This is a genomic window from Hyphomicrobium sp. 802, assembly GCF_000526135.1.
Lineage (GTDB): Bacteria > Pseudomonadota > Alphaproteobacteria > Rhizobiales > Hyphomicrobiaceae > Hyphomicrobium_B.
The window spans coordinates 3,761,967-3,785,235 of sequence record NZ_JAFM01000001.1 but is presented as its reverse complement, the minus strand read 5'-3'; the positions used below and the strand labels follow the sequence as shown (position 1 = coordinate 3,785,235).

The following is a 23,269-nucleotide window of genomic DNA, read 5'->3' as shown; positions in this document are numbered from 1 at the left end:
CGAGCTCGGGACTCGAGCGGCAGTTGGGGGAGTTCGGTCATGGATGCAAGGGTCACTCGGCCATCCAAAACACCGCTTTTGGATCAAGTCGATACTCCGGACGATCTCAAGCAATTGTCCGAAAGCGAATTACCGCAGCTCGCGGACGAGCTTCGCACGGAATTGATCGAAGCCGTTTCGCAGACGGGCGGCCACTTGGGCGCTGGTCTTGGCGTCGTCGAGTTGACGGTTGCTCTGCATTACCTCTTCGATACGCCGCGCGACCGTCTGATCTGGGACGTCAGCCACCAATCTTACCCGCACAAAATTCTGACCGGTCGCCGCGATCGCATTCGCACGCTTCGCCAGCCCGGAGGTCTTTCCGGTTTCACGAAGCGCACCGAGAGCGAATACGATCCGTTCGGCGCCGCGCATTCCTCGACGTCCATTTCGGCTGGCCTCGGCATGGCCGTTGCCCGCGAGATGTCGGGCGGCACGAACAACGTCGTTTGCGTCATCGGCGACGGTGCAATGAGCGCGGGCATGGCCTACGAGGCGATGAACAATGCCGGCGCGCGCAGCGAACGGCTGATCGTCATCCTGAATGACAACGAGATGTCGATTGCGCCGCCGACAGGTGCGTTGTCGTCCTATCTCGCCCGCACGACATCGAGCGATTCCTATCTTTATGTTCGCGATCTCGCGAAGCAGCTTGCCAAGCGCCTTCCGAAAAGTTGGGGAGAGCGCGCCGCGCGCGTCGAAGAATATACCCGCAGCCTCTGGCATGGCGGCGCTTGGTTCGAAGAACTGGGTTTCTACTACATCGGTCCGATCGACGGTCATGATCTCAGCCAGCTCGTGCCGATCTTGCGCAACGTCCGCGATGCCGAGCAGGGGCCGATCCTCGTACACGTCGTGACGAAAAAGGGTAAGGGCTACGCTCCGGCCGAAGCTTCCGCCGACAAGTATCACGGCGTCACGAAGTTCAATGTCGTCACCGGCGTGCAGACGAAAGCTCCGGCCTCGGCGCCGTCATACACGCGCGTGTTCGCCGATAGCCTCATCGACGAAGCTAAGAAGGACGACAAGATCGTCGCCATCACCGCGGCCATGCCGGACGGCACGGGTCTCGATGTTTTCGGCCGCGCATTCCCGGATCGCACGTTCGATGTCGGCATCGCCGAGCAGCACGCCGTGACGTTCGCAGCCGGTCTCGCAACTGAAGGTATGAAGCCATTCTGCGCGCTCTATTCCACGTTCCTGCAGCGCGGCTACGATCAAGTCGTGCATGACGTCGCGCTGCAAAGCCTGCCGGTGCGCTTCGCCATCGACCGCGCTGGTTTTGTCGGCGCTGACGGCGCGACGCATGCCGGATCGTTCGACCTCGCGTATCTCGGCTGTCTGCCCAACATGGTCATCATGGCTCCGGCCGATGAATGCGAACTCAAGCACATGGTCGCCACTGCCGCGGCGATCGACGACCGTCCAAGCGCGTTCCGTTATCCGCGCGGCGAAGGTACAGGAGTGGCGCTTCCCGAGACGGGCATTCCCCTCGAAATCGGCAAGGGTCGCATTTTGCGCGAAGGCTCGACGATTGCGCTTCTCTCGCTCGGGACGCGCCTTCAAGAAACACTGAAGGCCGCCGATCAATTGGCTGCGCTGGGTCTGTCAGCCACGGTCGCTGACGCGCGTTTCATGAAGCCTCTCGACACCGATCTGATCCGCCGCCTCGCCGAAAACCATGACGTGCTGATCACCGTCGAAGAAGGCTCGATTGGCGGCTTCGGCAGCCACGTGCTCCATTATCTGGCTGAAAACGGTCTGCTCGATCGCGGTCTCAAAGTCCGATCGAAAGTGATGCCGGATGAATTCGTCGATCAGGATAAGCCGGAAGTGATGAACCAGCGCGCCGGGCTGTGCGCTCAGGGCATCGTCGAGACGGTCTGCGACGCTATTCAGCTCGAAAGAGCGCCCTCGAAGACAGCCGCTCGTGGCCACGCCTGCTGATCTGGCAATTCATCACGCCGCCATTTCCGTGATCTCGGTCACGCAATTGGCGGCGGTTTTATTTCTTTGAGCGCTTGCTGCTCTTTTTGTCGTCGTCATCGCCCGCGATCACCTTACGGCACTCGGGGCTGAGCCGATTGATATTCTTATTGAGGCACGCGACGATCTTATCTTCGTTAGGGATCTGCCAAAAGCAGAGGCTCAGAACGTCGGGCGTGCAGGCAGATTGTTCTTCGGCAGTACCGCTGTGAGCGGACGCGCCGTGCGTGCTCGCAACCACGAAGACCGGCGCTGCAAGCCCGGCCAACAGCATCGCTCCAAGTCGAAATATTCGTTGCACGGTCTTGAACCTCACAAGAATGGTTGGCGTCGCGATCGGGCTTAGTGCTTCTTGCGCGCATTCGCTTTGGGCTTGTCGCCTCTCATCACGTCACGGCAAGCAGGGCTGAGCTTTGCCATGTTCTTGTTCAGACAGGCAACGATGCGCGTTTCGCTTGGGATCTGAGCCGAGCAAAGTCGAAACACGTCTGGCGTGCAGGCCTGCTGCTCGTCGGCCGTGCCGCTGTGCGCAAAGCTCGCTTCTGCGCCGGCGCAAAGGAAGGCCACGATAAGCGCGCCTACCGATGCCATGCGCGTCCTAGAAAAGTTTCCGATGATCACGTTTGCTCGCTGACAGAAGAATTGATGTGTTACCGCCCGCCGATATGACGATGCGCAATGGTGAGACTAAGGCACGTCCGTAACAGTCCGCCAGCCTATCGTCCCTGACGCGCGTTCGCCGACGGATCATTTAAGTTAACAACGCCAAAAAAGAAGCGCCGCCGTCGCATAGGCGTCCGGCGGCGATAGATTTCAGGGTTTCGGAAACCGTTCAGGCAACAGAGATTTTGCTGGGCGCCACGACCGGAAAGTCGACATCGGTCTTGAACGTCTCGTTGAAGAAGTTCGTCCATACGTTGAGCGCGACGTGCTGAACAATCTCAATGACCTGACCGTCGTCGTAGCCAGCAGCTTTGACAGCGGCCAGATCGGCGGCGCTCACATGGCCACGTGCCTCCACAACTTTCATCGCAAAGCGAACGGCGGCATCGGCTTTCGGATCGTTCGAGGCGCCATTGCGATTGGCCGTGATTTCAGCGTCGTCGAGCTTGGCGAGGTTCCGCCCAAGGTAGGTATGCGCTGAAAGGCAATAGCTGCAGCCGTTGAACTCTGCGACGGCCAGCGCGATGCGTTCGCGGGTCTGCGGCGGCAGCTTGCCCTTTGCCAGCGCGCCCGAAAGACTAAGGTAGCCCTCCAAAGCGGCGGGGCTTGTTGCGATCAGCCGAAACATGTTTGGAACGGTACCGAGCTGTTTATTCACCGCCTCTAGGAGCGGCTGTGCAGTGGCGGGAGCATCAGCAATGGTGGCTGGGGTCAGGATGCGGGACATGGGCGTCTCCTACTCTCTTCGGGCCGGGATTGGCCGACGCCCCTGAATTAGGTCCTTTCATTTTCACGAAATAGTCGACAATATTGGCAGCCACCCTACCGGATTATGAGAGTCAAAAATGGACCGCTTCGACGCCATGTCGGTGCTTCTTGCCGTAACGGACGCTGGTAGCCTCTCGGCTGGAGCGCGCAGGCTCGGCATGCCGCTGGCAACGGTTAGCCGGAAGGTGTCCGAACTCGAAGCCCATCTCCACACCAAGCTCTTGAATCGCGGCAGCCGTCGATTGGAGCTGACCGACGCCGGACAATCGTACGTCGCCGCCTGCCGCAGAATCCTGGAAGACGTCGTCGAAGCCGAGCGCGCAGCCTCCGGCGAATATCGCGCGCCGCGCGGTGAGTTGGTCATTACGGCGCCGATCGTTTTCGGTCGCTTGCATGTGCTGCCGATCGTCGGCGCGTTTTTGAAAGCCTACCCGGATATCGACGTACGCTTAACGTTGGCCGACCGCGTCGTGAACATCCTCGAAGAGCACGTCGATGTCGCTCTTCGTATCGGCGAACTCCCCGATAGCAGCCTGATTGCGAGCCGCGTTGGATTGATTCGCCGCGTTGTTTGCGCGAGCCCTGATTATCTTGAAGCACGCGGGACCCCTGCCGATCCGAATGATCTCGAATCGCACGATTGCGTCACCTTCGAAGGCCTGATGTCGTCACGTTCGTGGACCTTCTGGAACAATGGCGTGCCCCAGGTTGCCGCCATTCACTCCCGCCTCGTCGTCAACACGGCGGAGTCTGCCGTCGACATGGCGGTCGCCGGACTTGGGTTGACGCGCCTGCTTTCCTACCAGATCGAAACACCGCTTGCAGAGGGAAAGCTCAAGGTCGTGCTGGAGCGGTTCGAGCCACCCCAGGTCCCGGTCAGCCTCGTTTACGGCAGCAACGGACTGCTGCCGCTGAAGCTTCGGGCATTTCTCGACTTTGCGATGCCTCGGCTGAAAGCGAAATTGACCAAAGCCTCTTCGCCCGCCGAGAGCAGCTAGAAATTAAGGGTTTGTGCTCGGAGCGGCAGGCGTTGTCGCCTCGGCCGGAGGCGTCGTCGCTTCGGCAGGTGCCGCCGGTTCGCTCGGTGCGGCTGCCGGTGCCGCGCTCTCTTCGGTCGGCGAAGAACGGACTTCGCACAGCGTCGCGGAATCGAGCGACGCCTTGTTCATGAATGCCCAATTCGCGAACGCGATGTAGCAGACGGCAACCGTTTCCTGCTTCTGTAACGTGACGACGACGTTATCGGTCTTGACCTTTTCCGTGACCCTCTTGGCGACCTCGAGAGGAATGAGCGTCACAGATTTGACTTCGTAACCTTTGCCGACGAGCGCAGTGAACGAAGATTGCAATCGCTCGTCTGCCGAGGCTGGAGCCGAAATCAAAGCTGCCGCAGTGGCGAAGGCGAGTCCAAGGCTGATGCTGCGCATCCCGTCCCCTCTCAAGTTATCGAAGCCCTCAGGCTAATCAATAAAACGTCACTACTACGGCGCGCCGAGGCTCTCAACCCAGCAACGGGCGGCTGCGGCCATGAACTGGGGACAAGAGCGACTTTCCGAGCGCGATAGTGCGTTTTGCCTAGGTTTTATTAGGATAAAAGATCGCGACTGGGCCAACATAGTCGGGCGGCGCCAGACTTGGAGCGATCTCGTCGCCGGACTTCAGGAACTCGGCAAGGAAATGGGTATGCGCGCCATTGGGTGACGACTCGCCGGGGCCTGGAATTCTGGAAAAGATTTCGATGCGCGCCGCAGCGCTTTCAACGATGCGATGCGGACTCAAAGCGACAAATTGATTGAGCATGACCGGCATGAAGTCCGACCAATGCCGCCGATCATGATCCGATAGCGCCGATGTCAGCGTCTCGTCCCGCGTGCGAACGCAGAAGCGGGTATATCGGCGCCCAATTCCGAGATCGAAAAGTTCGTCGCCGCGATGCGTCTCGTCGATTGCGCCGGCATCCAGCCCAACAGCTTGAAGTGCCGAACCAGATTGAATGGCGGCGCGTCCTCTCGGTAGTCCGAGCACAATCGGGCCGCCATCGGTGAACGCGAAAGCACGAATCTTATCGTTGATCGCGATACGAAACGCAGCATCCGCACGCCGTGCGGTTATCACGCCGTCCTCGACGTGCAAATCAATCGGTGTGTTATCGGCGCTGGGAAACTCCGCGACGGCGCCCGGCACGCCGACGACCCACGCGCCTTGCCGAGCGACGAGGGTGTCGCGGACCCAGTTAATCAGCTCATCGCGAACCCACGGCAACACACGAACGCGCACCGAGAGCTGTGCGAGCCGTTCCGGCAGTTGCTCCCAGACGGAGTCGCGCCGAGCTTCGCTCATCGCCATCCAGTCGCCGATTTCAGCGGCCGTGCGCGCGCAGCCAAGGCAAAAGCCCGTCGTGTCGTCGAGTTTGCAGATTCCTATGCAAGGCGAGTGGCGTGCCACTAGCAGACAGCCTTTTCGGATGTTTGGCGATTGCAGGCCAGATCGCAGCAGCAAGCGCAATGCGATCTGGCTGGCTTTGAGCGGCGCGTGCGCCGTTCAATGAGCGATTTTCTCGTTCGATCTGTCGACCAGCATTCCAAATATAATGCCAATCGTCATCCACAGGATGCCCTGAATGCCGAACGACACCACACGGAACTTCCAAAGCAGATCGGCAGGAAAATCATTTGGAACTTCGTTGATCGGCGGCAGGAAATAGCCCGCAAGCGCCGTTAGGGCAATGTAGACACCGCCTCCGATCAGGATGGCGTTCCAGCCGCCGACCTGAGCGAAGAACTGCCGTCCAGCGCTGATCGCGATCGCCAACGCGGCGAGAGAGAAGACGATCATTCCGAAGTAGAGCTGCGTTCTGTAGCCGATCGTTTCCGGTGACCCGACCGCAGGTGGGTTGGCCGGATACTTGATGTTTGGAATGAAGTAGATCGCCAGAAAGCCAAGCGCCGCTATGATGATCGCCGTGGTCCGCGGTGACATGCCGACGAGAAGTCGGCCGTTGAAGAACGCAAAGGCCAGAGCGAAAAGACCGCCCATCGCGGTACCGACGACGGCGACGCCGGTGAACAGGCCGAAGCTCGCCTGCACCGCGCGGCTGACGATTTCCGGTTCTTCCGGCTCACCGCTCGCTTTTGCCATTTGCTCTTCGAAGCCGATCGCCCGATCGACCTGAGGCTCGCCGAAAACCTTCGCAAAGCCAAAAGCCAGAATACCAGCGAGAAGCCCGGCAATCATGCCGCGCACAAGAAGAGATACCATATCCGAAATTCTCCGCCGCGGTTAGTGGCAGGGGAAGCCGAGAAGGTGACGGGCGTCATGCACATACTCGTGCACGTACATCCCGTTGAAAATCGCCGTGGCGCCTTCTTCGACGCCGATGAAATACATGGCGAGGAGGAACAGCAACCCGGCGAAGATCGCCCAGGGGAGAATCTGGCGAACCGGAACAGGCGTAGCGAAGCCGCCTTGAGCGCCGAGAGATTGTGCGACGATAGAAGAATGAGCCATTTTAAAGAGCCTCCATGGGATTACGCGTCCCGTTTCAAGGTGTGCTCTGATCACGAGGTGGGTCTGACTTTCGGTGGACGCTTGGAGCGACCCACGATTACAGTGGCGCGACCGTTCCGGAATTTCACCGGCTTCCTACCCGTGAGGATGCACGTCTCACCATAGGGCGGGCCGGGCATTTGTCAACGCAAGCCATTGAGCCAAGATGCCGCCGCGCCTGACCTTTGTTGCCAACGCCTCGACCCCGGCGGCAAGGCGCGCGGCCTTCCCGCTCGACGAAGGCATCGACGATTTTGGCCGGCGGGACGCGTCCGCAATGGCCGGCGAATTTCGCAATTCCGCCATCGTCTTCTCCAGTCCCGCCCGGCGGGCGCTGGAGACTGCCGCTGTCTTAGGACTTTCCCCCCGGATTGACCCGGCGCTGAGGGACATCGAACTTGGCGACTGGGCAGGCCGCACCCTGAGTAGCATTGCTCAATCCGACGCCGACGCATTAGCAGGCTGGCTCTCCGACCCGGGCGTAGCGCCTCATGGCGGCGAAACAGTTGAAGCGCTCATCGCGCGGACGTCGGTCTGGATGCAGACGATTTCGGAGCGTGAGGGACGCATTTTGGCCGTGACGCATCCGGCGGTCATGCGCGCGGCGATTGTCGCCGCGATCAAGGCAAATGCGAATTCATACGCGCATATTGATATTGCGCCGCTTTCCGTCGTCGAACTGACATCGAACGGACGGCGATGGGCGCTTAAATCCATACGAAGTTAGAACGCGCCGATATTGCAGCAGGGAAAGACAATTCGCATACATTTCATTTTGTATTTTGTATTTGCTGGTCCTCGTTTTGCCTTTGTAGTTCCGCGCCACGTTGTCTCGGAATGCGGAAAGCGGCAATGGATTTGATACTTTAGAAGTGTTCACCCTATTGCCGGGAAAAAATCGGGGGTACACTATGCCAATGTCAGACAACGGATCTGACGCCCCCCTCCGGTGTTGGCGGCCGGTTTGAACTTCAAGTAAGCGAGGACAACATGGTCGGTATAAAAAGCTGCGCGACCGCGGCGGCGCTCGCAGCGTCGCTTGCGTTTTCCGCATTTGCTCCCCTCGGCGCTCAGGAAATCGAGCACAAATCCAAAGAGGCGATCAAAGGAGCTCCTGCGCGAGCGGTCACGCAGGAAGAATTGTCGAACGCTGCGAAAGATACCAAGCAGTTTCTTCACACCAACGGCAATTACGACCAGACGCGGTATTACCTCGGCAAACAGATCAACACCGGCAACGTTGCAAAGCTTCGTCCGGCGTGGATCTTTCAGATGGACGTAAAAGAGTCGCTAGAGACGACGCCTATCATCGTCGGCGACGTGATGTACGTGACGACATCGTTCGATCATGTCTACGCGCTGAACGCCAAGACCGGCGAGCAATACTGGCACTACAAGCACAAGATGGGGCCGATCACGACATATTGCTGCGGCCCGAACAATCGCGGTGTCGCGGTTTACGACGACAAGGTTTACCTCGCGACGCTTGATGCCAAGCTTGTCGCGCTCGACGCCAAGACCGGCAGCCTCGTTTGGGAAACGGAAATCGCCGATCCCGAAGACGGCTATAGCGAAACGATGGCGCCGACAGCCGTTAACGGCAAGATCATCATCGGCACCAACGGTGGCGAATACGGCATCCGCGGTTTCGTCCGCGCTTATGATGCCAAAACCGGCAAGCAGGTTTGGAATTTCGACACGGTGCCGGAAAACACGGTCGGCGTCTGGGCCACGAAGGATGCCACGGGCAAGGATCTGCACCGCGACATCGAAGCCGAGAAAGCTCAGTTCGCCAAGACTGGCGATCCCTACAAGACGTTGGGTGGCGGCGTTTGGCAAAATCCGGCGGTTGATCTCAAACTCAATCGCTTGTTCTTCGTGGTCGGCAATCCGTCGCCGGACCTCGACGGTTCGCTGCGTCCGGGTGACAATCTCTACACGGACTCGCTCGTATCGATCGATCTCGATACCGGCAAATACGTCTGCCACCTTCAGTATATCCCGCACGATGTTTGGGACTTCGACGCTGTCAGTCCGCCGATCTTGGTCGACGTCAAGGACAAGGACGGCAAGGTCGTTCCGGGCGTCATCCATGGCGGCAAGACCGGTTTTGTCTATGTTCACAACCGCAAGGATTGCAGCCTGATCCGCTTCTCTGAGCCGATGGTCGCGCAGGAGAACATGTGGACCTTGCCGACACCGGGAGGCGCGCGCATGCTTCCTGGCGCAAACGGTGGCGTTGAGTGGTCGCCTATGGCGGTCAACCCGAAACTCGCTCTGACCTATGCTGTCAACTTGCACCAGCCGATGACCTATCAGGTTCAGTCAAGCCCCTATCCCGATGGAAAGCTGTGGCTTGGCGGCGCCTTTAAGGTCATTCCGACCGAGGCTTCGTTCGGAAACGTCACTGCGGTCAACTACAACACCGGCAAAATCAAATGGCAGGTCAAAACGCCTGAGCCGATGATGGGCGGCGCGCTTGCAACCGCGGGTGATCTCGTTTTCACCGGAGAAGCCAACGGCTGGTTCCGCGCCTACAACGCCGAGAGCGGCAAGATCCTGTGGTCGTTCCAGTGCGGCGCAGGCGTCAACGCTCCGCCAGCGGCGTATTCGCTCGACGGCAAGGAATACATTGTCGTCGGCGCCGGCGGAAACACGCAGATTGACTTCAAGCGCGGCAATAACATCATTGCCTTCACGCTCAACTGATTATGTGGACGTCGGAAAAGGAGCGCGCGTGCTCCTTTTCCGACTTTTATTTTAATCGTCGTCGAAGACCGGGAGTTTCGATATGCGGCAGGCAGTAATTGGATTGGGGTTGCTCGTTGCCGCAATCTCGACCGGCAGTCATTCGGCATTCGCCGACGACATCGCTGACAAAATTCAGCTTTGCGCAGGCTGTCACGGCGAAAACGGCGTCCCGCAGCAAAAGACGACCCCTGTCATCTGGGGGCAGAACCAGGGCTACCTCTACATCCAGCTTCGCGACTTCAAGAGAGGTGCGCGCAAGAACGATCAGATGTCGGCAATCGCTGAGGGATTGAGCAAAGACGACATGAAAGCGCTGGCCGCGCATTTCTCTGGGCTCAAGTGGCCGAGTATTCAACAGCCGTCGCCTTCCAAAGACGTCACCAAGCACGCGCTCACCGTGATTGGCTCAATCGGCTGTACGTCGTGCCATCTCGACCAGTATCAGGGTGACAGCACGACGCCACGGCTGGCCGGCCAGCAGGCCGCTTATCTCCTCAAAACGATGACGGATTTTCGCGATCACAGCCGGGCGAACAATCCCGGCATGTCGGATCTCATGAATGCAGCCCAGCCGGCCGATCTCGACCCAATCGCCCAGTATCTTGCAAGTTTGACGGTGATTGGCGGCGGCGGACAGTAGCCGCTCCCACCTCCATCAACTCGCCGCGAGCCTCTTTTTGAGTTCGTCGTTTGAGGCGAGGTCTGCTGCCGTCTTTCCCGACTTGTCACGCAAGGTCCGGCTCGCACCGTGTGCGAGGAGTACATCGACGGCGCGCTCGTGGCCAAGCGAAGCTGCGATCATAAGCGCCGTCCGCCCGCGATTGTCCCGGTCGTCGAGATGCGCGCCGCGCGCGATAAGCAACGCCAGGACGTCCGCGACATCGCTCGTTCCCGCGCCGTCTTCGTGTCCAGCTGCCCACATCAACGCGGTCAGGTCGTTGCCGTAGCGAGCGTTCACGTCGACGGAATGATCGAGCAGAATGCCCGCAACTTTAGCGAAGCCGCGGGCGGCCGCGTAGCAGATCGGTCCCTTTCCTGTCGCGTCCGTGCGCTTGGGATCGGCACCCTTGGCGAGCAATAGCGTCGCGATATTTTCATTTCCCATGTAGGCGGCGGCTTCTAACGGCGTCAGTCCGCTGCGGCCTGCGAGATTGACGTCTGCGCCATGTGCAACAAGGGATTCGACGGCCGGTTGGTTGTCTTGTTCCGCCGCCAGGAACAACGCGGTCGATCCATCGAGATTGCGCGCATCGATAATGGCGCCGTGCGCAATGAACAGATTCAGTATGTCGGTTTGTCCCGCCTTCGCCGCGTGCGACAGGGGCATCGCGCCTTGGCGGTCGCGCGATCCCAGTGACGCGCCATCGTCAAGAAGGCGCTGAGCAAGCTTCAAGCACCCTTTATCGGCAGCGGCCGACAGCGCTGCGTTGATCTCCAGTGGCCCGGCCGATGGTTTGATCTCCTCGTAATGCTGGTCTTGTTCTTGGCAGATGCGCATCTTCGCGGCGGCAGCGTCCGTCGCCGCGATCGTGCAGAATGCTGAGCCGACAATGGCAACAGCCGAAATACGAGCAGGATTAATCAAGCATCGGCTCCTTCATTATCGATCATTCTATGCCGATAATCGAGGATTTCCATAGGTACGGAAGTCCGACGCGGCGTGAGTTCGTAGCCTTTCAGAACGGGCGGACGTCGTGGAACGACGCGAAAAAGAAAACCGTCCCGAGCACGAAGACTGCGGCCGAACTGACAACGCTGGCGCTCCGCGCGACGAAGTCGCCCCATCGGCTTTCGGCGCCCGCCAGGATGATCGCAAGATTACGCGAGCCGACCGATACCGCTGCCAATGCCGATACGGTTAAGGCTGTTCCAAACGCCATCGCGAATGTCGCCAGAATGCCGGCCCAGATCATCCCCTGCGTCGCAGCGAAGATGATAACGAGCAAAGCTCCGGTGCACGGCCGCATGCCGATCGAGAACGCAATGGCGAGCGCCCGGCTCCACGACAGCTTGCCTCTTAACTCGTCCGGACCCGGTAGATGGGCGTGACCGCAGTGCTCGTCATGAACATGATCGTGCCCGCAACCATGGGAGTGATCGTGTGAGTGATCGTGTCCGCATGACGCAGGCGCGGCTTGGCCGTGGTGATCATGACTGCATCCGTGATCGTGCCCATGTCCGTGATCGTCGCCATGCAGGTGATCGGCGCGAACGGGCTGGCGCCGAGACGTAAACATCGGCCAAAGCTGCTTGAACATCAGCCAAGCCCCGAGCAACGCCACCGCACCCCAGCTTAACGTTTCAAGCCAGGCCTCCGCCCACTTTGTCTGCAGTCCCGTGGCCAGGGCCGCCACGTACAGTCCGCCGATCAGCGTAATTGCGGACAGCGCTTGGATCAGGGACGATAGGAACGCGAGGAATATGCCGCGCCGTAGCGTCTCCTTGTCCGCCAGCATGTAGGATGAGATGACCGCCTTGCCGTGTCCCGGCCCGACAGCATGAAGGATGCCATAAATGAAGCTCGCCACGACAAGAGCGCCGGTTGCGGCCATGACGTTGGTCGTCGATTTCAGATTGCGCACCGCGCCAGTCATGTTTTGAGTAAAGCGATGCTGTTCGAAGAGAAGGATGGACCACGCGGCATCCATGGCCTGCGTAATCATCGAAGGTTCGCGAACAGGCTGCGCCTGCATCGCGCCAGCGAATCCAAACGCGGATTTCGGTCCTGTGGGCGCCTCGTTAGCGTGCGCAGCCAAACCGAGCGACATGACCATGGTGAAAATTCCTGCAGCCCAGGCCGCGGCCCATGCGGCTCGTTTGCCAAGCCGACGGCTGGCCGTGCGGCTGCTCTTCCAATGTCCCATCGGACCCCCCGAAACTGCAATGCGTGAATGTAACTTTGGCCGCTTGATGCGTATGTTATATTATTGGATAGACACCGTATGATTATGACCGGACCGAGGCGGCCGCAGCGCGCGTCGGATTGGCCGCAATCAAATCCTTCGGAGAATGGACCATCGCCAATATGAATCGATTGAAACTTCTTGCGCGTCTTTGTGTTATCGCGCCGGCCCTGGCGTTGGCGGGCGTTTCCGACGGGGGTCCCACCGCTGAAGAATACATCGGCTATACAAACGGCTCGGCGTATCTCGTCCCCGTCGGCCAACTCAGGCTCAAGGGATATCGCATCCAATGCGGCGACCGTCCGACCGTAATTGACGAGAAGCTTGACGATTATGGTGCGGCCTATCCGGGCTTCATCATTCTCAACACGCACTTGCTCGACAAGCTGCCGCGCCCAGTCGAACTCTGGATCTATTCGCACGAGTGCGGACATCAGTTCCGCGGACCCGATGAGCAAACCGCCGACTGCTTCGGTGTGCAGCGCGGACGCAGGGAAGGGTGGCTAACGGAAGACGGATTGAACCAGGTGTGCGACTTCATCAGCGCCGCCAAGGGCGACAACATGCACTTTGCCGGGCCACATCGCTGCGAAGCCATGCGCGCCTGCTACACCGACTCCAACGTGCACTAAAAAAAGCGGCGAGCTTTTGAGGCTCGCCGCAAGATCGTTGGAGGTTGGTTTTCGCTGCCGCTCAGGTTCCCGCGAAGGCCTTCGACAACTGATCGACGTTGTAGTGAAACATCTTCGCGTAGGTCGGGGCCGGGCCATCGGCCTTCGACAGCGATTCGACATACAGCTCGCCGCCGGGTTGCGCGCCCGTGGCCTTCGCGATCTGTTTGACGAGGCGAGAGTCGTTCGAGTTTTCGAAGAAGTACGTTTTGACCTTCTCCGCCTTGATCTGATCGATCAGCTTGGCAACGTCGGCGGCAGATGCTTCAGTTTCGGTCGAGAGGCCAATAGGCGAAAGGAACGTCACGCCGTATTCCCTTCCGAAATAGCCGAATGCATCGTGGCTGGTCAGGATCTTGCGCCGATCCTTCGGCACCGTTTCAAGAACGGATTTAGCATACGTATTCAGCGCATCGAGCTTCTCGGAATAGGCCCTGGCATTGGCCTTAAAGTCGGCGGCGTCGGACGGGTCGGCCGAGGCAAGCGCCTTCTCGATATTGACGACCCAGACCTTGACGTTGACCGGGCTATTCCAGACGTGCGGATCGGTGACGGTCTTGCCGTCCTCTTCCATGGTTCGTGTCTTGATGCCATTCGATACAACGATTGGCTTGCCGTTGTAGCCAGATGCCGTCACCAGCTTTTCGAACCAGCCTTCAAGGCCTTCGCCGCTGATAAAAGTGATGTCCGCTTCTTTCAGAGATTTCGCATCGTCAGGCGAAGGCTCGAATTCATGTGGATCGCCATTCGGCGGGACAAGGCTTTTCACGTTCACGTGGTCGCCGCCGACTTGCTTCACGACGTCGGCGAGCACCGTAAAACTGGCCACAGTATTCAGCGTCTTTGCCGACGCGGCCGCCGAGAAGCCGGCGGCGACGCCGGAAGACACCAGTAGTCCGAGGACGAGATTAGAAACCCTCATGATCAATCTCCTGTCTATGCTTTGAGGTGAGGACGCGAATAGAGACGCCGCGCCATGCCCGAAGGGCTGAGAATGAGCGAGACGCCGTAGATGCAGCTTGCGGTAAGGATGATCGTCGGCCCGGAGGCCACGGCGAAATGGAACGACGCGACCAAACCGAGATAGCCTGAGACGACGGCCGTCCCCGCCGCGACGGCGAACATGGCCGGAAGTGATTGTGCCCAAAGACGCGCGACGGCCGCGGGGAGCATCATCAGGCCAACGGCCATCAGCGTTCCAAGCGCTTCGAAGCTCGCGACCAGATTGATCACGACGAGCAGCAAAAACAGAAAGTGAAAGAGGGAGCCGTGGCCCCCAACGGCCCGCAGAAATCCGGGATCGAAGCATTCGGCGACGAGTGGCCGGTACACGACCGCGAGGATAATGATTGTCAGCGAGGCAATGCCGCCAACGAGATAAAGCGCATTCGAATCGATCGCCAGGATCGTCCCGAACAGGACATGCAGCAGGTCGATGTTCGAGCCTCGCAGCGAAACGATCAAAACGCCAAGCGCGAGCGATGTCAGATAGAAACTAGCGAAACTCGCATCTTCACGAAGCGAGGTCGTCCTGCTGATAACGCCGGATAGAAGCGCGATGCTCAATCCTGCCACCAGGCCGCCGAAGCCCATCGCCGGCAGAGAAAGACCGCCAGCAATCAAGAAGCCGACCGCCGCGCCGGGAAGGATCGCATGGCTCATGGCATCGCCGACAAGGCTCATGCGCCTGAGCATTAAAAGCACGCCGACAGGCCCCGAGCCGAGCGCCAGGGCAAAGCACGCAACGAGCGCGCGGCGCATGAAGCCATAATCGACGAACGGCGAGATGAAAATGGCATGCAGACTCATGCGGCGGCCGTATCCTTCTCGCAAACCTCAGCGCCTTCGTCCCAGCTTTCCGCCATCGCTCGGGCGCGCAGCAGGTTCCGCGACGACATCGCGACGCTTGTAGGCCCCCACCCGATGGCCTCGCGGGCGAGAAGAAGAGTGTCGGGAAAGTGGGCGCGGACCTGATCGAAATCGTGCAAGACGGCGATGATCGTCCGTCCCTCCTTGTGCCAGCGGCAGACGATATCCAAGAGGTCGCGCGTGGTGCGTGCGTCGATCGCAGTAAACGGTTCATCGAGAACGATGATCTTCGCATCCTGAAGCAATAGCCGCGCGAACAACACGCGCTGGAATTGCCCTGCCGAGAGCGAGCCTATGATGCGGCCGCCAAAGCCGTCCAAGCCAACAGCCGTCAACGCTTTTCGTGCTTTCTCCGTCGCATCGGAATCGACGCGTCGGAATGAACCGCTTCGGTGCCAAGCGCCGAGCATCACCGTGTCGGCGACAGACATCGGAAATTGCCGGTCGATCTCGGCGGCTTGCGGCAGATACCCGAAATCGCATGCTGCGAGACCCGGCCGCTCGATGGCGCCTTCTGCTAGAGGCAGCTCACCCATGATCGCCTTTAACAGTGTCGACTTACCCGCGCCGTTAGGGCCGGTGATAGCCGTCATACTGCCTTCGTCGAACGTTCCCGATACATGATGGAGCGCCGGGTGACGCGCATAGGCCACCGTCACGTCTCGAAGCTTGATCAATGGTTGCCTCATGGAAGAGCCACCGCCCAAAAAATTGCGATCCACAGCACAACCAGGACGCCGCCCGTGCCGATCAGCCGTCGGTAAGCGGGCTGCGCCATCAAGGAGCGCTCGAATGGATTTCTGTTCGACATGGTCGTGATTTATCCGCCTCGCACCAGAACGTATATTATAACATTTAATGCCGAATGACTACGGCGGAATTGTGGGTCTCGGATTTGGTTGGGTGGATATCAAGAGGTGGGGTTGCCGGCATGACGGAGAGGATGGCGCGTGCGGCCGTGCGAAACGGCCGTCGCGGGATAAGGTCGTGGGGAATTTGAGAGCGCGGCGCCGCTCACACGAATAGGAAAAGCAATGGCTTAGCCAAGTGGCCTATGCCGCCCGTCACGCGCGGCAAACATTGCGAAAAATTGATTTTGATCAAGGGCGATTGCGACATATGGAAACTTGATTTTAGAAGTCAAGTTTCCTATTTCAAGCGGCAATACCCTGAGACCAAAAGTGAAGGGAAGAGAGCGTGCTCGCTCCGTTTCTGATCATGCTTCGCGAAGGCATCGAAGCAGCGCTCATCACCGGTATCGTTGCAACCTATCTCGCTCAGACGGGGCGATCCGAATGGATGCCTGCGGTGTGGATGGGTGTGCTGCTGGCTGTAGCCGTCTCTCTTTTCGCCGGTGCCGCGCTTCTATTCGTCAGCGCCGAGTTTCCCCAGAAGGCGCAAGAGCTGTTCGAGGCGATCGTTGGCTTCATTGCTGTCGCGGTGCTGATCTCGATGGTGTTCTGGATGCGCAAGGCCGCACGCTCTATCAAGAGCGAGCTGCAGCATTCCGTCGAAGCGGCCTTTCATTCGTCGCACGGTGGGACGTGGGGGCTCATTGGTCTTGTATTCTTCGCAGTCGCTCGCGAAGGGCTCGAGTCGATCTTTTTTCTGCTTGCGATCTTTCAGCAGAGCAACGGCCTGGAAGCTCCGCTTGGCGCTCTTGCGGGTATCGCGGCCGCTGTTGTCGTCGGCTTGATCATCTATGTCGGCGGCGTTCGGCTCGATCTCCGTCGCTTCTTCCAATGGACTGGCGTCTTCATCATTTTCGTCGCCGCCGGCATCCTCTCTTCATCGGTCGGCGCCTTGCATGAAGCCGGACTTTGGAACGGCCTGCAGCAGCCCGCCTACGATATGAGCGCGGTCTTGCCGATCTCGAGTGTCCTCGGAACCATTCTTTCCGGCGTCTTCAGCTATCAGGAAAATCCGACAGTCGGCGAGGTCATCGTCTACCTCGGGTTCCTGGCGATCGTTCTCTATCTCTATTTGCGGCCTGTTCGTCCGGGCAGCGTCTCAGTCGAAGCATACCAGGGTAACAATAAAAATGTCCGCGCCTGAGACCCGCCAAGGAAAGCCGAAAGCCCCATCGTCCGGCATTATGTATCTTGGTGTTGCCGGGGCGACGGTTCTCGTACTCGTCGCGGGTGCTGCGTTTTACGTGGCGACCAAGCAAACCCGCCACGATAACGTCGCTGCCGTGTCCGTTGCCGTGACGTCGAAAGCATGTGAGCCCAATTCGCTTTCGGTTCCCGCCGGCGAGCGAACGTTCGAGATTTCAAACAAGTCGGAACGTCCCGTCGAATGGGAAGTCCTTGACGGCGTGATGGTCCTGGCAGAGCGGGAAAACATTGCGCCGGGCTTCAAGCAGACGCTGAAAGTGCGTCTTGCCCCGGGCACCTACGAAGTCACCTGCGGACTACTGTCGAACCCGCGTGGGACTTTGCATGTCACCCCATCGCAGGAAGCGAACGCCGAGCCTCCGAAGGCGACGATGCGCGCGCTTCTTGGGCCGATGGGCGAGTATAAATTTTACCTCGGCCGTCAGAGTTCGGCGGCATTGCGCGATGCCCAGGAACTTGCCGACGCCATCAAGACCGGCGACCTCGCCAAGGCCCAGTCTCTCTATATCATAGCGCGGCAGCCCTATAAGCGCATCGAACCGGTCGTGCATCGCTTTGCGGATTTGCAGAATACGATCGACCCGGTCGCAGACTATTTCGAGAAGCGCGAGAACGATCCGGCATTCGTTGGATATCATCGCATCGAACGCGGGCTCTTCGTCACGAAAAGCCTGGATGGTCTTAGCCCCATTGCCGACCGTCTCGTCGCCGATCTCACGACGCTCAATGAGCGTCTGAAGGCGATGAAAATGACGCCGGGCATTCTCATCGATAGCGCGGGCAATTTCACCACGCAGCTATCGCGTGATCGCCTGCCCGCGAAAAACGACAGCATTGCCGAAACCGACATGACCGATCTCGAAGCCAACCTTGATGGCATCGACAAGATCGTCGGTTTGCTTCGGCCGGTTGTGAAGCCGGTCAATCCGGACCTCGCTCACAAGATCGACGCTACTTTGACCGCCACGAAAGACGAAGTCGCCAAACAGAAGAGCGACGCCGCGACGGCCTCTTCGACGTCTGCCAGCCCGGGTCAACGCAAGGAGCTGACGGCGGCTTTCACAAACCTCGCGGACGCACTCAATGAGTTACCGTCCGCTATTGGGATGAATTCCAATGGTACATGATCAAAAAAGCCCGACTGATCAGCACAGATCCGTAAGCACCGACCGCCGGAAAATTCTGCTCGGTCTCGGTGTTGCTGCTGGCGGCGCGTTGACATCAGGCCTCGCCGTTCAGGAAGCGCGCGCGAACGACAAGCAGGTGACTGACGCGCCCGAAAGTCATCGCACAGACGTCGAGCAGAGAGTTCCGTTCTACGGCCTCCACCAGGCTGGCGTTGTCACGCCGCGGCCGGCCAATGGCATGTTGGTTTCACTCGACGTGATCACCGATACTCCTGCCGACTTCGAGAAAATGATGCGTAAGCTGACCGAACGCATCGTGTTTCTGACGCAGGGTGGCACCCCACCGGAATTAGACCCCAAACTGCCGCCGGCCGATTCAGGCATTCTTGGTCCTGAAATTCAGCCCGACAATTTGACGATCACGGTCGGCCTAGGCAACTCAATGTTCGAGACGCGCCCCTGGCTCAAACGCCTGAAGCCGCGTCATCTCCAGCAGATGACTCAATTCAAGAATGATGCTCTCGACGCTGAGCTGTGCCACGGCGATCTCTCACTGCAGTTCTGCTCGAACACGGCCGATACGAACATTCATGCGCTGCGCGACATTCTGAAAAACATGCCCGAATACCTCGTTCCGCGCTGGAAGCAGGAAGGTAGCGTTCCAACTGTACTGCCCGAAGCGGATGGATCGATACCGAGCGCACGCAACTTCTTGGGTTTCCGGGACGGCTCGGCCAACCCGAATTCCAATGACAAGCCGATGATGGACGAGATCGTCTGGGTCGGCCAAGGTCACGATGAGCCTGAGTGGGCTGTCGGCGGCACGTATCAGGCCGTCCGCATCATCCGTAACTTCGTGGAACGCTGGGATCGCACCCCACTTGGCGAGCAACAGCGCATCTTCGGTCGCAAGAAGATGTCCGGTGCGCCGATGGATGGTGTCAAGGAGACCGACGTCCCCAATTACACGAAAGATCCGGATGGAAAAATCACGCGCCTTGATGCGCACATCCGGCTTGCCAATCCACGAACTTCCGAAACGCGAAAGAACCTTATACTACGCCGGCCGTTCAACTATTCGAACGGCATCACCAAGAACGGCCAGCTCGACCAGGGGCTGCTGTTCATTGCCTACCAATCAGACCTCGAAAAGGGGTTCATTGCCGTGCAGTCGCGGCTCGATGGCGAGCCGTTAGAGGAATACATCAAGCCAATCGGTGGCGGTTATTTCTTCGTTCTTCCAGGGGCGCGGGAAGCTGGCGACTATCTGGGCCGAAAGTTGGCCGAGGCCGCGACGGCGGATCCGTCGACACGTTCCTAGAAAACCCCTTACCCAATTAAGCACCGGAGGGACGACCGATGAAACGACACTTGTTGGCTGCGACTGCGCTCGCAGCGGCGTTTGGATATGCTGGCTTGGCATATGCCGAAGACGACGATTCAAAACTCGTTGAGCCGCTCGCCGCATACAAGAGCTTTGTGGCCGATCACACAGAGAAACTTCTCGAAAACACGACGAAGTTCACCGAGGCCGTCAAGGCTGGCGACATTGCCAAAGCCAAGGCACTCTACGCGCCGACGCGCATGGACTATGAAACGATCGAACCGATCGCCGAACTCTTCTCCGATCTCGATCACACGATCGACGCTCGCGCGGATGACTTCGAGGCCAAGGAAAAAGATCCGAAATTTTCGGGCTTCCACCGCATCGAATACGGCCTTTGGGAACAGAAAAGCACGAAGGACGTCGCCCCTTATGCCGATCAGCTTCTTGCTGACGTCAAAGATCTCAATCACCGCATCGAGAATCTGACGTTCCCGCCGGAGACCGTTGTCGGCGGTGCTGCAGCCCTGATGGAAGAGGTAGCCGCGACCAAGATTTCGGGCGAAGAAGATCGCTACAGCCATACCGACCTGTGGGACTTCAAAGCGAACTTCGACGGCTCGAAGAAGATCTACGATCTTGTCCGGCCGCTCATCGAGAAGGATCACCCTGACTTCGTGAAGAAGGTCGACGGTGACTTCAAGGTCGTCGACGACACGCTGGAGAAGTACAAGACGGCTGACGGCTACGAGCTTTACGACAAGCTGTCGGACGAAGACCGCAAGGTTCTGTCAGCCAAGGTCAACGCTCTGGCGACCGAACTTTCAACGCTTCGCGGCAAGCTCGGTTTGAACTGAAAAGCGCCGGTCGCTTTGATCTGACTACGGCCTCGGTCGACGTTCGCCTCGTGCGGATTTGCGACCGGGGCCGTAATTGCATTCATTTCTGCGAAACTCGGCATGTTTGTCGCTGAAAAGACACAACTAAACGGCGTCTTATTGTTGACTAATAATGTAGACTTTCATATTCTCAGTCGTATACCCGGCAAACGTCGGGATCTTCATTGCGATCACCTCCGGGGGAGGGTTTCGCAAAGAGGAGGCAAGCCCGCCATTGTGCGCTTAAGCGCCTAGCCAGCCAGCCCCGTATCAACACGGAATAACGGGGGACGATAGGATGGCTGTGCGCGGCGTTGATGATTCGAGTAATGCGCGTTTGATCGCGGTGGGATTGCATCAGGTTCCCGCTTGCAAAAGCTTTGGCAAGGCGGCCTTGGCGCTGACCGTGTCGGCCGCAGCGCTGACGTTGGCCGGAACGGCATTCGCACAAGAAACACCGCTGCCGGGCATCGACGTTCAATCCGCGCAAGCGAAGAAAAGCAGCGCTCCGAAAAAGAAGCCACAGGCTGCTCCAGTCCAGAAGACTGCTAATTCGGCGACGCCTCCGCCGGCGGCGAGCGAAGGCGGCAATCAAGCCGGATTGATTGACTCGCCCTATAGCACGCCGGCTGGTGTGAGCGTCGCGGGTCAAAGCGAAATTCAGACGTTCGGGCAGACCAATCTTCAAGATGTGTTTCGTTCGATGTCCGGGGTCTCGACCGGCGACGATCCGAACAATCCCGGCATCGCAGTCAACATACGCGGCTTCGAAGGCGAAGGCCGCGTGAATATGACGATCGACGGTGTGCGGCAGAATTTCAGATTCACTGGCCATACGGCATCGGGTTTTGCCTATGTCGATCCATTACTTCTGGCGAGCATCGAGGTACAGCGCGGCTCGGTTTCGACAGCGGGCGGTGCAGGCGCTCTCGCTGGTACAGCGGACATGCGAACGCTTGATGTCGATGATGTGCTGAAGCCGGGGAGCAACTACGGCGCGACAGTCCTTTCCTCGTGGGGAAGTAATGGCGTCGGATTCTCCGAGATGGGTGCGGGAGCCATCCGCAGCGGGGCGATCAGCGTTATCGGCGCCATCAGCAAGCACGATCAGGACGATTACGATAACGGTTTGGGTCAGCGCGTGCCCTACACCGATCAAGACCTGATCTCTGGTTTGGCAAAAGTACACATCCAGATCGATCCGGAACAGCGGTTGTCGTTCGGCACAGTGCTATACAACAACGACTTCACCGCAAATTCCTACAATCAGAATATCGATTCGAAGATCTACACTGCCCAGTATTCCTACGACCCCATCGGCAATGATTTCGTACATTTTCGCGCCAATTTCTCTGGCAGCGACCTGACGATGAAGTACGGGAGCGGTATCGATGGCGCCTCTGCTGCCGAAGGCCGTAAGATCAATGATCTTGGTCTGGGCTTCACCCTGCAGAATACGTCGCTATTTGATCTTGGTGGCATCCACGTCAAATCGAACTACGGCTACGAATACTTTCATGACAAAGTTGACGCCTCAAACGCGCTAGATCCGAGCGCTGGTGGCGGTGTCAATCCGTCCGGCAATTCAACGATCCGTGGCGCGTTTTCTGAAACAACCTTCTCAAAAAGCATCTTCGATTTTATCGTTGGTCTGCGCTACGACGACTATAACTTGAACGGCCACGGGGACGTGACGGAGCCCCATATTCCGCCATACTTGCTTCCCTACCTGCCGCCTGGATACACGCCGGCGCTACCGAATGGTCTTTCGCTCGGACCGTACCAGGTCGACAAAAGCGACGGTGGTTTCAGTCCGAAGTTGACGCTTGCCGCAAAGCCGGTCGAATGGTTCCAGCCGTATGTGACCTGGTCGAATTCGTTCCGCGCTCCAACCATCTCGGAAACGCTTCTCGACGGCACGCATCCAGGCAGTGTCTTCGAGCCCAACTTTTTGCCAAATCCTCTTCTTCAGCCTGAATCACAGAAGGGGTGGGAGTTTGGCTTCAATTCAAAGATCAACAATATCTTCCAGTCCGGCGATCAGTTCCGCTTCAAAGGCGATTACTACACGATGGACGTGGACAACTACATTACGGCCGCGTGCGACGACTTCGGAATTATCTGCACGTTCATAAACAACCAAGGCACTTCGAAAGTCGAAGGTGTCGAACTGCAAGGCACGTACGATGCGGGTTATCTCTTCGCGGGTCTGAGCTATAGCCATAACCATACGACGCTTCCGTCGCAGATGGATGGCCTGGGACTGCACAGCTATCTGCCTGGCGATCTTGCGACCGTCACCGGTGGCCTTCGCTTCTTTGCTGAGCGTCTGACGGTCGGTGCAAGAGCGAATATCGTTTCCGACAGTCAGAAGGCCGATGTGAACGTTGGTTCCGACGGCGTGCTGACTTACGAGGGCTATACGACCTACGATCTCTTCTCGAGCTACAAGGTCACCGACGACATCGACGTCTCTCTCAACGTGACAAATCTCACGGACGTCGCCTACACGCCTGCGCTCAGTGCTCCTGCCACTGGCGATGCGCCGGTCGAAACAGGTCGCGGCCGCACGTTCCTGCTCACGACAAAGGCGAGGTTCTAGACCACGGGGCGCGATCGCACGGAGA

Annotated in this window: 23 protein-coding genes and 1 riboswitch; of the genes, 11 read left to right on the top strand and 12 right to left on the bottom strand. The window is 58.7% G+C overall.

Annotation, left to right across the window (positions count from 1 at the left end; translation table 11 throughout):
- Nucleotides 1-39 precede the first annotated feature (39 nt).
- Entirely contained in the window at nucleotides 40-1,986 is a 1,947-nt protein-coding gene (dxs, locus tag HYP802_RS0119310) for a 1-deoxy-D-xylulose-5-phosphate synthase (protein ID WP_013949364.1), read from the top strand.
- A gap of 58 nt (nucleotides 1,987-2,044) precedes the next feature.
- Here the strand turns inward: dxs and HYP802_RS0119305 are convergent, their stop codons facing one another.
- The 3 genes from HYP802_RS0119305 to HYP802_RS0119295 form a co-directional block, all read right to left on the bottom strand.
- Nucleotides 2,045-2,293, bottom strand: a complete 249-nt coding sequence (locus tag HYP802_RS0119305; RefSeq protein ID WP_244420917.1) for a hypothetical protein — start codon at nucleotides 2,291-2,293, stop codon at nucleotides 2,045-2,047.
- 74 nt (nucleotides 2,294-2,367) lie between these two features.
- Nucleotides 2,368-2,616, bottom strand: coding sequence for a hypothetical protein (locus tag HYP802_RS0119300; protein ID WP_013949362.1), 249 nt, complete (start codon nucleotides 2,614-2,616; stop codon nucleotides 2,368-2,370).
- A 241-nt stretch (nucleotides 2,617-2,857) separates the two neighbouring features.
- Nucleotides 2,858-3,415 (bottom strand): peroxidase-related enzyme, encoded by a 558-nt coding sequence (locus tag HYP802_RS0119295; protein WP_013949361.1) that lies wholly within the window; start codon nucleotides 3,413-3,415, stop codon nucleotides 2,858-2,860.
- A 118-nt stretch (nucleotides 3,416-3,533) separates the two neighbouring features.
- On the opposite strand from HYP802_RS0119295, the gene HYP802_RS0119290 reads away from it, so the two are divergent.
- Nucleotides 3,534-4,454: a LysR family transcriptional regulator gene (locus tag HYP802_RS0119290; RefSeq protein WP_013949360.1), complete on the top strand. Its 921-nt coding sequence runs from the start codon at nucleotides 3,534-3,536 to the stop codon at nucleotides 4,452-4,454.
- 3 nt (nucleotides 4,455-4,457) lie between these two features.
- Here HYP802_RS0119290 and HYP802_RS0119285 read toward each other — a convergent pair whose 3' ends face one another.
- The 4 genes from HYP802_RS0119285 to HYP802_RS0119270 all read right to left on the bottom strand — a co-directional run bounded on the left by HYP802_RS0119285 (nucleotide 4,458) and on the right by HYP802_RS0119270 (nucleotide 6,963).
- Complete coding sequence (locus tag HYP802_RS0119285) at nucleotides 4,458-4,883, bottom strand: hypothetical protein (RefSeq protein WP_013949359.1); 426 nt, start codon at nucleotides 4,881-4,883, stop codon at nucleotides 4,458-4,460.
- A 148-nt stretch (nucleotides 4,884-5,031) separates the two neighbouring features.
- Entirely contained in the window at nucleotides 5,032-5,901 is an 870-nt protein-coding gene (locus tag HYP802_RS0119280) for a DUF1289 domain-containing protein (protein WP_013949357.1), read from the bottom strand.
- A 96-nt stretch (nucleotides 5,902-5,997) separates the two neighbouring features.
- The gene (locus HYP802_RS0119275) at nucleotides 5,998-6,714 is read right to left on the bottom strand and encodes a CbtA family protein (protein ID WP_024276354.1); all 717 of its coding nucleotides are present in this window, start codon (nucleotides 6,712-6,714) and stop codon (nucleotides 5,998-6,000) included.
- 21 nt (nucleotides 6,715-6,735) lie between these two features.
- On the bottom strand, nucleotides 6,736-6,963 hold the full coding sequence (locus tag HYP802_RS0119270; protein WP_013949355.1) for a CbtB-domain containing protein: 228 nt from the start codon (nucleotides 6,961-6,963) through the stop codon (nucleotides 6,736-6,738).
- A 38-nt stretch (nucleotides 6,964-7,001) separates the two neighbouring features.
- A riboswitch (cobalamin riboswitch) is annotated at nucleotides 7,002-7,142 on the bottom strand.
- Between the two features lie 26 nt (nucleotides 7,143-7,168).
- Between HYP802_RS0119270 and HYP802_RS0119265 the strand changes: the two genes are divergently transcribed.
- The 3 genes from HYP802_RS0119265 (at nucleotide 7,169) to HYP802_RS0119255 (ending at nucleotide 10,393) form a co-directional block, all read left to right on the top strand.
- Nucleotides 7,169-7,729: a histidine phosphatase family protein gene (locus HYP802_RS0119265; protein WP_024276353.1), complete on the top strand. Its 561-nt coding sequence runs from the start codon at nucleotides 7,169-7,171 to the stop codon at nucleotides 7,727-7,729.
- Between the two features lie 263 nt (nucleotides 7,730-7,992).
- The gene (locus tag HYP802_RS0119260) at nucleotides 7,993-9,711 is read left to right on the top strand and encodes a PQQ-dependent dehydrogenase, methanol/ethanol family (RefSeq protein WP_024276352.1); all 1,719 of its coding nucleotides are present in this window, start codon (nucleotides 7,993-7,995) and stop codon (nucleotides 9,709-9,711) included.
- Nucleotides 9,712-9,793: 82 nt separating this feature from the next.
- A complete protein-coding gene (locus HYP802_RS0119255) occupies nucleotides 9,794-10,393 on the top strand; it encodes a c-type cytochrome (RefSeq protein ID WP_013949352.1) in 600 nt (199 codons plus the stop codon).
- A 15-nt stretch (nucleotides 10,394-10,408) separates the two neighbouring features.
- On the opposite strand, the gene HYP802_RS23055 is transcribed toward HYP802_RS0119255, so the two are convergent.
- Both HYP802_RS23055 and HYP802_RS22610 read right to left on the bottom strand, forming a co-directional pair.
- Entirely contained in the window at nucleotides 10,409-11,338 is a 930-nt protein-coding gene (locus HYP802_RS23055) for an ankyrin repeat domain-containing protein (protein WP_013949351.1), read from the bottom strand.
- A gap of 91 nt (nucleotides 11,339-11,429) precedes the next feature.
- Entirely contained in the window at nucleotides 11,430-12,617 is a 1,188-nt protein-coding gene (locus HYP802_RS22610) for a nickel/cobalt transporter (protein WP_024276350.1), read from the bottom strand.
- Nucleotides 12,618-12,778: 161 nt separating this feature from the next.
- On the opposite strand from HYP802_RS22610, the gene HYP802_RS0119240 reads away from it, so the two are divergent.
- Nucleotides 12,779-13,288 (top strand): hypothetical protein, encoded by a 510-nt coding sequence (locus HYP802_RS0119240; protein WP_024276349.1) that lies wholly within the window; start codon nucleotides 12,779-12,781, stop codon nucleotides 13,286-13,288.
- Nucleotides 13,289-13,349: 61 nt separating this feature from the next.
- On the opposite strand, the gene HYP802_RS0119235 is transcribed toward HYP802_RS0119240, so the two are convergent.
- From HYP802_RS0119235 to HYP802_RS0119225, 3 genes are read right to left on the bottom strand one after another with little or no spacing between them, the layout of a single operon-like run.
- Entirely contained in the window at nucleotides 13,350-14,249 is a 900-nt protein-coding gene (locus HYP802_RS0119235) for a metal ABC transporter substrate-binding protein (protein WP_024276348.1), read from the bottom strand.
- 14 nt (nucleotides 14,250-14,263) lie between these two features.
- Nucleotides 14,264-15,136, bottom strand: a complete 873-nt coding sequence (locus HYP802_RS0119230) for a metal ABC transporter permease (RefSeq protein WP_013949347.1) — start codon at nucleotides 15,134-15,136, stop codon at nucleotides 14,264-14,266.
- Nucleotides 15,133-15,885, bottom strand: coding sequence for a metal ABC transporter ATP-binding protein (locus HYP802_RS0119225; RefSeq protein WP_013949346.1), 753 nt, complete (start codon nucleotides 15,883-15,885; stop codon nucleotides 15,133-15,135). The genes HYP802_RS0119230 and HYP802_RS0119225 overlap by 4 nt, the downstream gene beginning before the upstream one ends.
- 508 nt (nucleotides 15,886-16,393) lie before the next feature.
- On the opposite strand from HYP802_RS0119225, the gene efeU reads away from it, so the two are divergent.
- The 5 genes from efeU (at nucleotide 16,394) to HYP802_RS0119195 (ending at nucleotide 23,244) form a co-directional block, all read left to right on the top strand.
- Nucleotides 16,394-17,251 (top strand): iron uptake transporter permease EfeU, encoded by an 858-nt coding sequence (gene efeU / locus HYP802_RS0119215; protein WP_013949345.1) that lies wholly within the window; start codon nucleotides 16,394-16,396, stop codon nucleotides 17,249-17,251.
- Nucleotides 17,238-18,440 carry an iron uptake system protein EfeO gene (gene efeO / locus HYP802_RS0119210; protein ID WP_013949344.1) on the top strand — a complete coding sequence of 401 codons (1,203 nt, stop codon included), beginning with the start codon at nucleotides 17,238-17,240 and terminating at the stop codon, nucleotides 18,438-18,440. The genes efeU and efeO (HYP802_RS0119210) overlap by 14 nt, the downstream gene beginning before the upstream one ends.
- Entirely contained in the window at nucleotides 18,430-19,761 is a 1,332-nt protein-coding gene (gene efeB, locus HYP802_RS0119205) for an iron uptake transporter deferrochelatase/peroxidase subunit (RefSeq protein WP_013949343.1), read from the top strand. Before efeO (HYP802_RS0119210) ends, efeB begins: the two co-directional genes overlap by 11 nt.
- Before the next feature lie 38 nt (nucleotides 19,762-19,799).
- Nucleotides 19,800-20,621 (top strand): iron uptake system protein EfeO, encoded by an 822-nt coding sequence (efeO, locus tag HYP802_RS0119200; RefSeq protein WP_013949342.1) that lies wholly within the window; start codon nucleotides 19,800-19,802, stop codon nucleotides 20,619-20,621.
- 319 nt (nucleotides 20,622-20,940) lie between these two features.
- Nucleotides 20,941-23,244, top strand: coding sequence for a TonB-dependent receptor (locus tag HYP802_RS0119195; protein ID WP_013949340.1), 2,304 nt, complete (start codon nucleotides 20,941-20,943; stop codon nucleotides 23,242-23,244).
- Nucleotides 23,245-23,269 lie beyond the last annotated feature (25 nt).

Bases quoted from the DNA above. Each gene is read 5' to 3' on its own strand.
- dxs (WP_013949364.1), top strand. From the start codon at position 40: ATGGATGCAAGGGTCACTCGGCCATCCAAAACACCGCTTTTGGATCAA.
- HYP802_RS0119300 (WP_013949362.1), bottom strand. From the start codon at position 2,616: ATGGCATCGGTAGGCGCGCTTATCGTGGCCTTCCTTTGCGCCGGCGCA.
- HYP802_RS0119295 (WP_013949361.1), bottom strand. From the start codon at position 3,415: ATGTCCCGCATCCTGACCCCAGCCACCATTGCTGATGCTCCCGCCACT.
- HYP802_RS0119290 (WP_013949360.1), top strand. From the start codon at position 3,534: ATGGACCGCTTCGACGCCATGTCGGTGCTTCTTGCCGTAACGGACGCT.
- HYP802_RS0119285 (WP_013949359.1), bottom strand. From the start codon at position 4,883: ATGCGCAGCATCAGCCTTGGACTCGCCTTCGCCACTGCGGCAGCTTTG.
- HYP802_RS0119275 (WP_024276354.1), bottom strand. From the start codon at position 6,714: ATGGTATCTCTTCTTGTGCGCGGCATGATTGCCGGGCTTCTCGCTGGT.
- HYP802_RS0119270 (WP_013949355.1), bottom strand. From the start codon at position 6,963: ATGGCTCATTCTTCTATCGTCGCACAATCTCTCGGCGCTCAAGGCGGC.
- HYP802_RS0119265 (WP_024276353.1), top strand. From the start codon at position 7,169: ATGCCGCCGCGCCTGACCTTTGTTGCCAACGCCTCGACCCCGGCGGCA.
- HYP802_RS0119260 (WP_024276352.1), top strand. From the start codon at position 7,993: ATGGTCGGTATAAAAAGCTGCGCGACCGCGGCGGCGCTCGCAGCGTCG.
- HYP802_RS0119255 (WP_013949352.1), top strand. From the start codon at position 9,794: ATGCGGCAGGCAGTAATTGGATTGGGGTTGCTCGTTGCCGCAATCTCG.
- HYP802_RS22610 (WP_024276350.1), bottom strand. From the start codon at position 12,617: ATGGGACATTGGAAGAGCAGCCGCACGGCCAGCCGTCGGCTTGGCAAA.
- HYP802_RS0119240 (WP_024276349.1), top strand. From the start codon at position 12,779: ATGAATCGATTGAAACTTCTTGCGCGTCTTTGTGTTATCGCGCCGGCC.
- HYP802_RS0119235 (WP_024276348.1), bottom strand. From the start codon at position 14,249: ATGAGGGTTTCTAATCTCGTCCTCGGACTACTGGTGTCTTCCGGCGTC.
- HYP802_RS0119230 (WP_013949347.1), bottom strand. From the start codon at position 15,136: ATGAGTCTGCATGCCATTTTCATCTCGCCGTTCGTCGATTATGGCTTC.
- HYP802_RS0119225 (WP_013949346.1), bottom strand. From the start codon at position 15,885: ATGAGGCAACCATTGATCAAGCTTCGAGACGTGACGGTGGCCTATGCG.
- efeO (WP_013949344.1), top strand. From the start codon at position 17,238: ATGTCCGCGCCTGAGACCCGCCAAGGAAAGCCGAAAGCCCCATCGTCC.
- efeB (WP_013949343.1), top strand. From the start codon at position 18,430: ATGGTACATGATCAAAAAAGCCCGACTGATCAGCACAGATCCGTAAGC.
- efeO (WP_013949342.1), top strand. From the start codon at position 19,800: ATGAAACGACACTTGTTGGCTGCGACTGCGCTCGCAGCGGCGTTTGGA.
- HYP802_RS0119195 (WP_013949340.1), top strand. From the start codon at position 20,941: ATGGCTGTGCGCGGCGTTGATGATTCGAGTAATGCGCGTTTGATCGCG.